We start from the raw sequence: 14,358 nt of genomic DNA, 5'->3' as shown, positions 1-14,358 counted from the left end.
GCACCGGCCTTCTCTTTTTATTTGTCTCTTCTCCTTTTGGCATTCAGTAGACGCTGAAGGCGATCATCATCCTTAGTTTCTTGAGGATCCTGTTTAACCTTGGATTTGTTTATCCGCCCCTTTTCCTCAGAAGCTTTAGGCATAGTCTGCTTGCTGCTTGTAGGTTTCTCCAACTCATTCCCCTCGCGGTTCTGTTTCACTTTGCTGCCAAGTTGTTCAAAAGTTGGTCGTTCTTTAGGAACGGTAACGGGTATCTTCCTTTTAAGCTTATCAAAGACTCCCATTATAGGACCTAATCCAAACCTTCTTATTGCAATTTCACTAAAGAATAGTAGAAAGCCTATACTAATAAGGAGTGAACGGATTGATTGCTCTCTGGATGATTGGTTGTTGAACTCTCGAAAGACTTCTTTAGGGGACGAATATCTCTTCCCTCCCGTTGCTTCTACTATCTCTTCCAGTGTTCGGGTTCCCCCCTTGTAGGTGTATTCTTTCGAATATGGAACCGAAAAGCCTGTTTGGTATGAGCTTCCACTCTCTTCACCTGCCTTGGAGATATTCATATGATATAGTCCAGGTGATAACCTGCTCTCAAATTCGACTTCATAGTCCCCCGGATCCTTAATTCTCGTCGTTGCAGGAATCTCTTTTCCACTTTCATCAAGTGCCGTTACCTCAAGTTGAGAGACATCTCCCGCAGATGACGAAAGCTTTAACTGAGTATATCCCCTATCGTCTTCCACATCGATGGTGTAAGGGTTGGATTGAATATCAGGAAACGAACGTGTAACAAGCTGATTGACGAACGTCGGCCATCCTTTCCACCTGACGAAATCCCCTGTCCATTTTCCAGTTGTATCAGACGTAAATGCAAATGTCCTCCCCAGACCATATCTCCAGGTTGCCAAAATAGGATCATTCTTTTCACTTTTCATCTCAACTTGAGAAGTGCCTTTTGGACTAGTGGCAATATAGGCATTCATTTGCGGAATGCCTTCTGTAAATAACGTTTCCCATTTAGTCGAAGAAATCGCTGGATAAAATGGATAGTCTTCAATATAGGTCCTGGTAGTAATGACTGTCTCCCTTGTTAAGATACTCGGTATCACACTGGCATCGACAACATCATAAAATCGACCTTTTCCCCATTGTGATAAATCATTTAATAGACCTCGATCTGCTCCTTCACCGATTGAGACGGTGGATAACGTAATTTGTTTACCGTGACCATCCTCTACAAGTGACTGGTAACTGCCTGACGTGGCAGATTGTCCATCCGTTAAAAGAATGATATGTTTTCTTTTTAAAGGTAAATCCTCTAAACTCTTATATGCTTGCTGTAAGGAGGAAAAGATTTCTGTTCCGCCACCAGGTGAAATGGAACGTATTTGCTCTTCTACTTTCTTGCGATCGGAAAGTGGTTTCGTCTCGACGATTTCCCATGGTCGATCGTCAAATGCAATGACTCCCAGCGTATCCTTATCTCTAAGTAAAGAGACGGTTCTTGCAGCAGCTTCTTTTGCAAGGGCAATCTTCTGACCATTCATACTCCCTGAGCGGTCGAGCACAATGACAAGACCAAGGGACGGAAGCTCTTTTTTCCCTTTCACATCCATATTGACGGGCAGTAATTTTTCGATCGGTGTTTTAAAATATCCTCCAAGAGCAAAACTTTCGCTTCCGCCAAACATAATAAATCCTCGTCCAAATTCTTGCACGCTTTTCTCCATAAGGAGCATTTTTTTCTCAGGAATGCTTGTCGCAGATACATTATCAAAAAGAATCGTCTGATATTCCAGATAGGAAGTCAGCTTTCCCGGTAACTGCTCAGGTTTGTATGAATCAACGCTAAACCCTGCTGACTTCAGTAATGGGGTTAACGGGCTTTCTCCAGAAGGGCTTTCCACCAGGAGTACTTTGGCTGGCCCTTCTGAACGGGCAAGATTGTATAAGGTATTATTTTCTTTGCTTCCACCCCCTTCTGTAAACGCCTCTGCCTTATACACCAATAAACCCGATTCACCTACGACATGCTTGAACTGATATTCATTGTTTCCTTCTTGCACTTGTACAATTTCCTTAATGATTGACTGATCATTTAAGGATATGCGCATTTCTACCTCTTTTTTTGTTGTGCTGTACGCGTTAACGGTTATGACTGTTTCTTCTCCTTCATATTGAATGGAGGGCGACGTAACATTAGTTACTGCCACATCATCTTTCGTATCCGGTGAAAGTGGAATCCAATCCACTTCAATCCCTTTACCCTTTAATAATGGTATGACATTTTCCCCAGTCCCAGTCGTTTCCTTACCATCTGTGATAGCAACAATTCTTCCTCCCCGGGTAAGGAGATTCGATGCATATTCCAGTCCTTCTTCGAGGTTCGTTTCTCCCTCGTTAATCTCTCCTGCAAACTGATTGATGTCATTTCTGTCCGGTGAAATTGTTCGTTCAATTTCCGAGTTTTCTCCAAAGGCTACGATTCCGTATCCATCATGTTCTACCTTGGTTCGGGATGCTTGATTGATCAGATTCAGGATGTGATCCTCTTGTTCCGACACAGAGGCAGAACGGTCAGCTAGAATGAGTACCGACCGCCCTTTATCCGGCAACAAAATAAGCGGGTCAGCAAGGGCAATGATCAATAGAACCATCCCACATCCCCTTAATATGAAGACGAGCTTTTCTTCCTTCCTCTTCAATCCCTGTCTGGCAAATAGGAAGAGTACAAATCCAAGGGGAATCATCAACCATAACCAAAGGATTTCTTTAAATTCGATTCCCACGTCTGTACACCTCCCATTCGATAAATAATAGCAGGATTGCCAAGATTAGAAACCACTCAGTAAGGGCTTGGGGAATGCTCTTTGATTCCTCGTTTTTCATTCCTTTAGTGGGTTCAAGGGAAAAGGAAGACCCTCCTGATAATTGTTTTTCCCGATCATCAAGTACGACACTGAAATATTTCATGTCACCATCTCGTATAGCTTGATATACACCAGGTGCTTCGGGTGCCTTGAACATCCCCTCCCCAGTCCATTCTTTTTCAAACTCACCTTCAGTGGAGTATATATCCCATTTATCTCCCGAAAGAGGTAATGTCCTCTCTTCACCCGGTTGATAATAGCCTAAAAACCCATGATTCTCTGATAAAAATTGATAAGAATTATAAAGAAAGATCGGAAATCCCGGATGTAATGGGAAATCTGATTCATTAAGGTGCAAATTTAACAGGACAAGCTTCTGACCATTCACTTCTCCCTTCTGGATGAGAGGAATGGAATCACCTGTTGCAACTGATTGGAGATTCTTTATTTGGATGGAACTCACTTTATCCACATACACTTTTCCCAGTTCAACATGTTTTAATAGGGGATCTTCATTCGTCGCTTCAATCCCATGTGTCAGCGGAGTGGCTTCTTTTGATCGTTCCGGAACGATCATGGCAGGGCTGCCAACAGATAATTGCTGCCACTTCTCCTTAGTTGTCAAGATGATTTCATCCCCAAGCTTCATTTGATCCTCTTCAATGGTTTTCACGTCGACTCCGATGGATTGAAACCCCTTTAATAGGAAAGGGTTAATTTCCCCTATGACATGAATGGCCGGCTTGGCAGCAGCCTGAATACTTGAAAGGCTGTTATCTTCCATGTAATCATCATTAAAATCGATTACCGCCTTATAGATTGGGCTATGGGAAAGGTCAGATAATGGAACAACGGTTTCCCCTCCTGGATCCAATGTCAGTCCCACCGAAGAGATCTCATTCTTTTCATCGTAAATGGTGAGGTGACCCCTTCGTGATACCTCACTTTGATTTTCGATCACAGCGACTCCTTGATAAGAAGATCCTAACCGTTCAACTCCGAAACTTGTAAGAGAAACATTTACAGGATTAGTCAAAAGATTATGTACCTGAATAGGACTTGTAAGTTCTTCTGTAAAATCATCTTTTTTCATTGAGTCTGAGAAGATATGTATGATTGATTCCGACCCGATTGCCAACGCCTCTCCAAGGTGAATCGCTTTTTTCATATCTTCGTTGTCATTAGATAATGGTAGATTCTTTAAACCATTGAGAACAACCCGGTCGTTTGTTTCTTCCGAGACAATGGTGGTTAAAGATTTCCCCACCCCCAATAAGGTTACTTTTCCATCAGTGCCTTCAACCAATGATTGAATGTCTTCCTTTGCTTCTTCAAAGTGAGATCGATTGTTCACCACTGCATTCATGGAGGCAGAGGTGTCCAGTAAAATGACGAGATGATCTTTTTTGGCCATTTCGTTAAATGTATAAGGCTTTACCAGGGCGATCATTAGGAAGAGAAGGATCAGTACTTGTAAAAGAAGTAAGACATTTTTCTGTAATCTATGAAACCATGGAGAAGCTTGCCATTCCTTCATTACCTCTTCCCATAGTAAATTAGAAGGAACAACTTGATCTCTGTATTGTTTTCGAAAGAAATACATTAAAATAACCGCGGCTATAAAAAAAGAAAATAAAAAAAAGATTGGATTCCCTATTCCCATCATATCACCTCAGCGGATCCATCCATTTTCTTTCAAATCCTTAAAGAATATTTCATTTAATGGTGGCAGGCAACTTGTTTGAATATAGCCAAACCCCCATTGATTGCATAATGCTTCAATCTCTTTGTTGTGATTAAGTAATCGCTCCTGATAGAGCTCCACCATCCTCGGACTTATTGATACATTCGTTTCCTGGTGTTTTTCACTATCTAATAATTTGACATCACCTTGATAGGATGGCGTAAGCTCTTCTTCATCGAGAAGTTGGATAAAATAAACCATTTCTCTTCTAATAGAAAGTTTTCTGAGTGCTTCCTCTATCAATGAGAGCGATTCGAGCCCGTCAGAAAGAATAAAGGATACGGCGCTTTTTTTTCGTACCCCTTTTCCTACTTGCTCAAAAAAGGAAATCCCAACTTCCCCTGTACGGTCCAGGGACAGCTCTTGAATGTCATGGAGAATCGCTTTTGCGTCCCGTGCCCCTTTTTTCATAAAGCACTTTTGGTGATGAGCTCCCATGCAATGCAATGTTAGACGATCATCATTTGAAAGAGCTAAAAATGACAGTGCTCCAGCTAATTCTTTCGCTCTCTTCCACTTTCTACTTTCTATTAACATGGAATTCGAGCAATCAAGGTAAATATGAACCTTTAATTCTCTTTCATCCAGATACCTTTTGATATATACCTTTTCCGTTCTGGCATACACATTCCAGTCGATTTGCCTTACATCATCCCCAAGTTCATACATTTGATAATCGGAAAATTCCAGGGAACTCCCATGATGGGTTGCGAGACGGGAACCTTTATGATGACCGCTCTTTAATCGTGTACCAGTGATCCTGTGCCTTTTCAATTGAGCTAGAAACTGGCTTTGCCAAAGCGTTTTCACCGACTATCACCTTTTTGAACGAAGTCGATCATTTCAAGGATGAGCTCATCCGTTCCAACACTCATTGCTTCTCCTTCAAAATTCAGGATCATACGGTGCCGCAATACGAGAGGAGCCACCTTTTTCAGATCTCCAATGGAAACATGGTACCTTCCTTGTGTCAACGCTCTGGCTTTGGCCATAAGAATGACATTTTGAAGCCCCCTTGGTCCACTCCCAAATTCAACATATTGTTTGATCCTTTCCGTTGTTCTTTCACTTTTAGGGTGTGTTGCATCAATAATATCAATGGCAAAGTCAATCATTTCATCTGTGACCATAATTTCTTTCACGAGGTCCTGAATGCTTAATAGTTCAGCTTGATTCAGCCTTTTCTCAAGAACGATGTCTTCGGTTCCTGTTGTACGCTGGATAATTTGTTTCATCTCTGCTTTAGTAGGATAGGAAACCAAGATTTTACACATAAACCGATCAACTTGGGCTTCAGGTAAAGGGTACGTTCCTTCAAGATCAATCGGATTTTGAGTGGCCAAGACAAAGAAGGGCTTATCCAATGTCATCGTTTCACCTACCACCGTGACCGTATTCTCTGCCATTGCCTCAAGAAGGGCACTTTGCGTCTTGGGTGTCGAACGGTTGATTTCATCCGCTAACACTAAGTGATGAAACAAAGGACCTTGATGGAAAACAAATGGATGTTGATCGTCCCTGCTTTGTTTCATGACCATTGTTCCAGTGATGTCTGTAGGCATTAGATCCGGGGTAAACTGAATTCGTGAAAAGCTAAGGTCCATAACATCCGCAAGGGTACGCACCAACATCGTTTTCCCTAACCCGGGTAAACCTTCCAAGAGAGTATGACCTCCCGCAAGGATGGACCAAAGCACACCCTCTACAATTTCCTCCTGCCCTACGATAAAGCGCTGAACCTCTTCCTTCACTTCTGTTATCTTCAAAGATGCATGTTTAAATTGTTGTTCTTTATCCTCTAAATTCACTCTGCCAACTCCCCTGGATCTATTTCACTGAAATAGGATTGCACGATATTCTCTAAATCTTTAGGGATCGTGGAACGATCCGACGACTTCCGGTAAAAAGAATAGTAATCCTGATACACTTCTTCATATGGACGAAGGGTTCCCTTTTGTACCGGCCCATTGCTTTCAAACCGCTCTCCCTGTTGACCCTCGCCTAATTTGCCTGTATCCCGTTCAATATGGTTATGCCCTTTGATTTTTTCCGGGACAGAAAGCATCTCTCTGGATCCTTGCCCGTTGCCGGCTCCGTTTCCTGCTAGAGGGGAGGAACCGTTTCCATTTCCTGCACCGTTGCCATTCCCTCCCTGGCCATGAGAATTTGTAGCACTGGTGCCTGGCTGATTTCCATTTGCAGATGAAGAAGGATCCTTTTTCCCCTGTGACTTACTATTTGCCTGGTTAGACGGCGCTTTACCGGAATTCTGTGCCAATGGTTCTGAACCTGTTGTATTACCCTTTCCGATTGCATTCTTTAAGAGACCGGCTTCATTTTGAAGTTCATCTTGAAGTTTAGCAAATTGATCTAATTGTTCTTCTATGCCATCCGACTCTTTCATTATTTCTGATAATTCTTCCAAGGAGGCAATATCCTTTGATTTTAAAGCCATTAATAGCTGATCTCTTTGTGCTTTTGTCAATTGATTAAAAGCTCGCTGGAGTTTATCGCTATTTTTTTCTTGAAGCGCTTTGTTTACGTTCTCTAGATGAATATCCGCTATCCTTTTCTTCACTTCCTGCAGCTTTTCATTCTGTTTCTCTATTGATTTCTTATGAAACTCGAGCTCTTTCACTTTTTTGGTTATTTCATCATATCGTTTGGCCGCTTCCTTTACTTTCCCGAGCTCTTCATTTTTTTTCAACAGTTTTTCTTTAATAGAAGCATTCTCTTTCTTTTTCGCCTTTTCTTCTATTCTTTTATTTGACTCCGCAATGATCTCTTTTTCTTTCTCAATCCGATTCGCTTCCTGAAAAGAGGTATTCCACTGCGTGAAAATCAGTAAGGATAAAAGCATAAGAGTTCCGCTTGTTATCAGGAATGAAGGCTTAATTCTCTTCTTTCTATATTTCAAGACTTCCGGATGAGCCCTTTTCATCTTATTCAATGCATCATGCACGACCAATGAAGAAAGAGCATGGCCACTATGAAGGCTACTATAAGCGGAACTTACACGATTGTCCTCTACGAACACATCATAGGTTAAGGCACTATCCTTCAAGGTGGCTCTCCTTCGATAAAACAATATCGCAACACCAATGAAAATGGAGTGGCAGCCTACCCATAGGATTCTTTCCCAATATGGGATTACAACTAACGCTGCCATCAAAACGATGCCTAGAACAAAGACACCTGCACAAACAAGCAGGAGCTGAATGTAATAACATAATTGATTGATCCAGAGCTTTTTTCTTATTTGCCGAAGCAATTGAAGAAATTGTTGAGTTTGTTCCATCTTCTCACCCTTTATTTAGCACTCTTCACCTTCATGCTTGGTCGTAGCTTCATGATACTGAGGGACAGGGAAATCAATCCAAGAACAGTGTAAATGATCAGGAATGAAATCCATAATGGAAACGTAATGCCGCTGCGAGTGTATATTTCTTCAATCGCCATTGGTTCAAAATGACCCATCATGACAATCCCCGGATTAAACATGGCGATTAAATACGGAGCAGGATTGGTCTGATTCTGATAAGGGCCGCTCCCGATTGCCATTGAGAGCATGAAGAGGAATAACGTTCCCCCTGCGAGAAACAGAACCGTTGCATAGGTTGTGACCATGGAAACGATTGTCTTTCGGATAATCGTTGAATATAAAACTCCGACGGAACCAAATGCAAAAACGATGAACAAACTGTATCCGAATACAAAAAGTAAATCCGTTGGGGAAACTCCCCCGAACAAGAACACAAAGCTGTATAGAGGCAAACTTGAGACGACGAGTAATAACAAATAAGAAACGGACGAGACCAGTTTACTCAGTATTATACTCATTGAGCTTTGCTCCGTCGTCAACAACATGCTTAAAGTTTGTTTCTCTCTTTCTCCGCTGATGACACCGCCTGTTAACCCGGGTGTAATGAATAACACGAGAACAAGCTGTAAGAATGAGAGAATCATAAACATCACACGGCTTTCTTCGGGACGAAAATAACCAGTATTTGAAAATCGCGTTTGCATATAGATGAAACCGATCACGACAATTCCTACGGCAATCAAGTAGCATAACATCCCGATAAATGCTTTAAACGAACGAAAGCGAAGTTTAAATTCTTTATTTAACATAGGATTGATGAGTAACTGTTTCATGTAAGTGTCACTCCTTTCGTGATCTCCATAAAGACATCTTCTAAATTCGTTTCAGTCTCTTTGAAACTCACAATCTGGATGTCGTTTAAAACAGCTTTTTTCAATAGCTCTATTTGCTCCGTTTCTTCTCCTTTATAAAGAAATTGAAACGTTCTATTCTCCTCATCCACTTCAACCTTTGAAACAAATGGGTCGTCTTCAAAGAATGCCACAGCACTCTCCACCATTCCCCTTACCTTCACGACAATCAGTTTATCTGCCTGCAGTTGAAATTGAATATCCTGAACAGAACCATGAGCTACGAGTTTCCCATTTTCAATCACGCCAATTTCATCACACATTTCCGCAAGCTCCGGAAGGATATGAGAGGAAATTAAAATCGTTTTCCCCATTTTCTTTAATTCTTTAAGAATTTCCCTCATTTCGATCCTGGCCCTCGGATCAAGCCCTGATGCCGGTTCATCGAGTATCAGCACTTCCGGATCGTGGATGAGGCACCTTGCTAAACAAAGACGCTGTTTCATCCCCCTGGATAAAAGGTCAACATAGGAATCTTTTTTATGAGATAGATTCACCAGTTCCAACAATTGGGGAATGAGTTTCTTTCTTTGCTCTGCAGGAATTTTATAGCTTGCACCATAAAAGTCCAGATACTCGTCAGCTTTTAATTGATCATACACGCCAAAGAAGTCAGGCATATAGCCGATTTGCCTTCTGACCATTTTGGGATCTTTACTTATATTGAATCCGTTCACTGTAGCCGTTCCTTCAGTAGGAGCTAAGAGAGTAGCCAAAATGGAAAATGTCGTAGATTTCCCTGCTCCATTTTGACCAACAAAGCCAAATACGGTTCCCTTTTCAATGGATAAGTTCAGATCATCAAGGGCCAGGAACGACCCATAGCTTTTAGATAAGTTTTGAATCTCGATCATGGTCGGACCTCTCCTTTCAACACAATATCAGGGAGACGAACAAATGGATCCCCTTGAGATCGTTTTTCAAACTCGAAAACGATTTCCCCTTTGTCATTGATATACTTGTTCAATTTTTCTTTTACTTCGATTGAGTTCGTGGATGATTCAGAAATCACCAGCCGTTCATCTGTTTGTGGATCGACCAGAGAAAACTGAAGCACCCCTCCTGTATGAAGAGTCATATTTAAAGAATGAAGCGTAACCTTAGATAATTCAATTTGATTAGGGAGGTGAATGGATAGCTCATATGTCCCATCTTCGAGTCCCATCTCATCTGCACCATTATGTGAGTAATGCTCAATCACCTGTCCCTTAACAGGCAATACATCCAAATCAAGCTGTTCATTCCTAAGTGTAATAGCACCCTTATAATTTCCAAGGGAAGGAAAATGTTGATAAAGTAATGAGAAATTTTCAGACTTGGATTCTTTGTTCTTAATCTTCATATGGAATATCTCCGCATCTGTATATCCAAAAATGACCGGGGAGTTATTTTCATTATCCGCAGAAATCATTTGGGATGCGAAGTTTTCCAACCGTTCTTTCTTTTGCTGCTTAATATTTTGCTGATTCGGTAATGGCGATGAAATATTCGGTGTCACACCAATAGGAGAAGATAAATAATTCGTTGAAAGCTTTTTATCAACTTCGAGGGTATCCCCGGCTTTCATATCCCCCAGACGATACATTCTGGACCCCGACCAAATATATACATCTGTAAAATCATATGGAAAATCATTTTGAATTGTACCGGATAAGGTTTGATCCTCTAACACTAATTCCGGTATAAACCTTCCTACTTCTTCCTTTTCGCTTGTACCGAGTAATGTCCTCGTGGACCAGTATTCTACATCCCGAAATGTAATGGATCGTTTATCCTTCGTCATCTCTTCAACTGCAAACTTATACTGATTTACTCCCCCCGGGCTATTCCTGACTCTTGCAGGTGTGATATCTAAATGATGCTTATCTGAAATAAAATCATAGTCCCCCCCGGAGTTTGATAACGCGCTAAATGCTGAAATTCCGTGTACGCTCTTATCTTCCTCGACTTTTAAGACACTCATTTGATTCAAATGAGGCTTCGAGATTCTATCTTTAGCCCCGGTGATAAAGATCCCTGAGGAAACGAGGACCGAGATGACAGGAATAATCCACCATGCTTGTTCACGCTTATCCACTTTTCTTAATAAGAAATAGAGCAAAGGTACAAGAACAATCAAATAAATGATGAGAATGATGACTAGAGTACTTATTTTAAAATTAGTAGTCGGAAAGAGCTCATTACTGTCAGCTACTTCATAATAAATCCTCTCCAGGAAACTTTGATCTCCGTTGGACTGGCCAAGTAAAAAGTATGGCTCTGTTTTAGAAAGGACATTTGCAAACCATTCGTCATAGCTTTCCCATGCATTTAATACAGGATCACCCAGTGAGAATGCCGTCTGCCACACTTCCCCTAAGCCTTCTGAACTTTTCACGACCAATGGTATCCCGTCTTGCTCAACCAGAACATCCGATTCTGGTTTAACAGTCCCTTTATAGATTGCTAATGAGTTAAAGGAAGCCTCTATATTCTTTTTCACATTAAAGGTTGAAGTGTCGGAGAGTGTTGATTCTTCCCCGAACATAAGAGGAGCCATATCTGCTGCAGAACCAAGAGTATCCTCCAAATGAGGTGCCCCTCCAATAATTAAAACACCACCTGTCTCAACCCAGCTTTTTAACGCACTTTGTTGATCCTGGCTAAGTTCTGAAATATTGAATTGGTCAATGATAAGATAATCAAGCATTTGAAATCCGCTCTTCTCTTCAGGAATGTTTTCCTTTGTGAGCGTTAACGTCTCTACCTGATTTCCTCCCATGTTAGCCCCTTTAATTCCCTTCAAACGGTCAGGATTTTCACTCAATAATCCAATGGCCGTATAATTGCTATAGATGAAATTAGGAGTTAATCGTTTATCTCCGTTAAATTTTATTTCTTTTCCTTTTTCCCAAGATCCTTGGAACAAATGAATGGTTTCCTGATTGGAATTATGCCTGATTTCATCATTGAATCCTGGAATGGATAATGTGTATGTACGTTTTGAGTTTGCTGGCACATCTATGGATAACGCTCTTGATCCTCCGGTCTGAAAGGAAGGAGCATAGTCAAACAATAGATCTCCCTTGAAATCAGAGCCTGTATTTTCTACGGTTACTTTAAGGGGGAAACCTCTTCCCTCCTTCACTTTTCCATCGATTCCTTCTTCCACTGAAATTCTAATTTGCGCTTGTGCGAGTGTTGTATCTTCCATGAAAAGAAACATCAAGAACCCTAATGTCATCACAAATATTGCTTTCGTCCATCTTTTCACATGCATTCCCCTCTTTCTTTCTCTCTACAAAAATAGACGTAATCATCATGGGAAAAGTTTCTATTATTTTTATCTTTTTCCTCATTCTCCATCTACCTTAAGTGTAATTTTACACTATTATAAACTCTTAGCAAGACCATTTTAGAAATTTATGTTAATTTTTCTTGTATTGACAAAAAAATCACGGAACGATATCCGTAGATAACGTTCCGTGATTCATACTCATTATTTTATTCCGCCAATATAATCTGAGAGAAGGGAGATGGCAAAGTCTATCGCTTCTTCATCAGGGTTTAATTTAGAATGATGCAGGCCAAATGGGGAATTCACGCCAAGCCAAAACATAAAGCCCGGTATTTCCTCAAGCATATAACCAAAGTCTTCACCCGTCATAGCTTCTTTACAGATTACGAGGTTCCGATTCGTTTTTTGGAGAAAAGAAATGAAATGATTTGTCCACTCCGGATCATTATAGACCTGGCGATACATGCTGCCATAATCCACCCGAATATCACAATCATAACTGATTTTCATACCATCGATTAACGCTTCCAGCCGTTTTTTCACACTTTCCATCGACTCGGCTGAAAGGGTACGGATGGTACCTTCCAATCTGGCTGTTTCAGCAATGATATTTTGCACCGTCCCACTTTCCATTTTTCCGACGGTGATGACCGCACTGTCTAATGGATCGACATTCCTTGACACGATCGACTGCATTTGTGTAACAAAGGAAGAGGCCACGACGATCATGTCCTTGGTATGATGAGGATAGGCAGCATGGCCGCCTTTCCCTTTAAAATCAATAAATAACTCGGACGTATTGGCAAAAAGCAGCCCCTCTTTAACAGCCACCGTCCCCACTTCATATTCCGGTGCAATGTGAAGTGCGAATATACAATCCGGCCTCCATTCCTTCATGATTTCACTTTCAAGCATAGGCTTCGCTCCACCTGGTCCCTCCTCTGCGGGTTGAAATATGAACAGAAGATCATCTTCTATAGGGTGGTTAACGAAATGGGTTAAAACCCCCAGCTCAATCGTCATATGAAAGTCATGGCCGCATGCATGCATCCTCCCTTCATGTGATGAAGGAAAATCCAATCCTGTTTCTTCCGTGATCGGCAGGCCATCAATGTCCCCGCGGTAGCCAATCATTCTTGTAGGATTTGTGCCATGAACCTTAACGAAGAGCCCTGTTCTCCAGGTCTTAATCTCTAATCGGTCAGCAGGCAGGCTACAAACATAATTTAATAGGTATTGCTGTGTTTTAAACTCTTGAAACCCAAGTTCAGGAATTTGATGGAGATCTCTCCTGATCGACTTAAAGTCTAAAGTAGACATGGGTATCCTCCTTACATGAATAATAGATGGGTAGTTAGCGAAAATGAGACCTTATAAGAAAAGAACAGACGCCGACCGTCCGTTCTCTCCTTGATCATGCTATTGTTGAAATGATTACAGTTGACGTAATTCTTGTTTTATTTCGGTCTTGGATTTTGTCTTTTCATCAATGTCTTTCAATTTCTTTGCGGGTGTACCTGCCACAACCGTGTATGGAGCTACATCATCCACAACAATCGCTCCAGCTGCAACGACAGCTCCTTTTCCGACTGTTACACCTTCAAGGACAACGGCATTGGCGCCAATGACTACATCGTCTTCGATGACGACGGGCTTTGCAGATGGCGGCTCAATTACCCCGGCAAGCACCGCACCCGCTCCAATATGACAATTCTTCCCTACGGTAGCACGGCCACCAAGTACAACATTCATATCGATCATCGTTCCTGAACCTACTACAGAACCGATATTGATCATTGCACCCATCATAATAACTGCGTTGTCACCGATTTCCACTTGATCGCGAATGATGGCGCCTGGTTCTATACGCGCTTTAACCCCTTTTAGGTCAAGAAGAGGAATCGCAGAATTTCGACGATCATTTTCTAATACATAGTCTTCGATTTTATCTTTATTTTCTTCAAGAATAGTAGAAAGCTCGCTCCACTCTCCGAATACTACCCCAGCGTTTCCCTGAAGGAAGGTTTGAGAAGATGAACCAAAGTCGATCCCTTCTAAATCACCTTTCACGTAAACTTTCACAGGAGTTGATTTAGTACTATTTTGAATAAAAGAAATAATTTCGTTTGCGTCCATCATTTTCATAAGAATACCCTCCGTAATTATGTATAAATTCAGAATTCGTTTTCTTGAATTACTTTATCAAATTAAAGAGTAGAAGACAAGCCATAAAC

General features: G+C 41.3%; 10 protein-coding genes. All 10 read right to left on the bottom strand.

The window, feature by feature from the left end; all coding sequences use genetic code 11:
• Positions 1-17: 17 nt before the first annotated feature.
• Positions 18-2,789: a VWA domain-containing protein gene (locus Q1B03_RS09025; RefSeq protein ID WP_299740544.1), complete on the bottom strand. Its 2,772-nt coding sequence runs from the start codon at positions 2,787-2,789 to the stop codon at positions 18-20.
• Positions 2,773-4,533 (bottom strand): BatA and WFA domain-containing protein, encoded by a 1,761-nt coding sequence (locus tag Q1B03_RS09020; protein ID WP_299741282.1) that lies wholly within the window; start codon positions 4,531-4,533, stop codon positions 2,773-2,775. Before Q1B03_RS09020 ends, Q1B03_RS09025 begins: the two co-directional genes overlap by 17 nt.
• 9 nt (positions 4,534-4,542) lie before the next feature.
• Complete coding sequence (locus Q1B03_RS09015; RefSeq protein WP_299740542.1) at positions 4,543-5,424, bottom strand: DUF58 domain-containing protein; 882 nt, start codon at positions 5,422-5,424, stop codon at positions 4,543-4,545.
• Positions 5,421-6,422 carry a MoxR family ATPase gene (locus Q1B03_RS09010; protein ID WP_299740540.1) on the bottom strand — a complete coding sequence of 334 codons (1,002 nt, stop codon included), beginning with the start codon at positions 6,420-6,422 and terminating at the stop codon, positions 5,421-5,423. Before Q1B03_RS09010 ends, Q1B03_RS09015 begins: the two co-directional genes overlap by 4 nt.
• Positions 6,419-7,912 (bottom strand): hypothetical protein, encoded by a 1,494-nt coding sequence (locus Q1B03_RS09005; protein ID WP_299740538.1) that lies wholly within the window; start codon positions 7,910-7,912, stop codon positions 6,419-6,421. Before Q1B03_RS09005 ends, Q1B03_RS09010 begins: the two co-directional genes overlap by 4 nt.
• Positions 7,913-7,923: 11 nt before the next feature.
• Complete coding sequence (locus Q1B03_RS09000) at positions 7,924-8,769, bottom strand: ABC transporter permease (RefSeq protein WP_299740536.1); 846 nt, start codon at positions 8,767-8,769, stop codon at positions 7,924-7,926.
• On the bottom strand, positions 8,766-9,701 hold the full coding sequence (locus Q1B03_RS08995; RefSeq protein ID WP_299740534.1) for an ABC transporter ATP-binding protein: 936 nt from the start codon (positions 9,699-9,701) through the stop codon (positions 8,766-8,768). The genes Q1B03_RS09000 and Q1B03_RS08995 overlap by 4 nt, the downstream gene beginning before the upstream one ends.
• Positions 9,698-12,100 (bottom strand): hypothetical protein, encoded by a 2,403-nt coding sequence (locus Q1B03_RS08990; RefSeq protein WP_299740532.1) that lies wholly within the window; start codon positions 12,098-12,100, stop codon positions 9,698-9,700. Before Q1B03_RS08990 ends, Q1B03_RS08995 begins: the two co-directional genes overlap by 4 nt.
• A 225-nt stretch (positions 12,101-12,325) precedes the next feature.
• Positions 12,326-13,444: an N-acetyldiaminopimelate deacetylase gene (locus Q1B03_RS08985; RefSeq protein ID WP_299740530.1), complete on the bottom strand. Its 1,119-nt coding sequence runs from the start codon at positions 13,442-13,444 to the stop codon at positions 12,326-12,328.
• 114 nt (positions 13,445-13,558) lie between these two features.
• Complete coding sequence (gene dapD, locus Q1B03_RS08980) at positions 13,559-14,269, bottom strand: 2,3,4,5-tetrahydropyridine-2,6-dicarboxylate N-acetyltransferase (protein ID WP_299740528.1); 711 nt, start codon at positions 14,267-14,269, stop codon at positions 13,559-13,561.
• Positions 14,270-14,358: the final 89 nt, after the last annotated feature.

It is taken from the genome of uncultured Rossellomorea sp., assembly GCF_947488365.1.
Classification (GTDB): domain Bacteria; phylum Bacillota; class Bacilli; order Bacillales; family Bacillaceae_B; genus Rossellomorea.
The sequence above is the reverse complement of the archived record's forward strand: the minus strand, read 5'-3'. Positions and strand labels throughout refer to the sequence as shown.

What these genes read in the sequence shown, in the direction of transcription:
- Q1B03_RS09005 (WP_299740538.1), bottom strand. Translation starts at nt 7,912, where the DNA reads ATGGAACAAACTCAACAATTTCTTCAATTGCTTCGGCAAATAAGAAAA.
- Q1B03_RS09020 (WP_299741282.1), bottom strand. Translation starts at nt 4,533, where the DNA reads ATGGGAATAGGGAATCCAATCTTTTTTTTATTTTCTTTTTTTATAGCC.
- Q1B03_RS08985 (WP_299740530.1), bottom strand. Translation starts at nt 13,444, where the DNA reads ATGTCTACTTTAGACTTTAAGTCGATCAGGAGAGATCTCCATCAAATT.
- dapD (WP_299740528.1), bottom strand. Translation starts at nt 14,269, where the DNA reads ATGAAAATGATGGACGCAAACGAAATTATTTCTTTTATTCAAAATAGT.
- Q1B03_RS09000 (WP_299740536.1), bottom strand. Translation starts at nt 8,769, where the DNA reads ATGAAACAGTTACTCATCAATCCTATGTTAAATAAAGAATTTAAACTT.
- Q1B03_RS08995 (WP_299740534.1), bottom strand. Translation starts at nt 9,701, where the DNA reads ATGATCGAGATTCAAAACTTATCTAAAAGCTATGGGTCGTTCCTGGCC.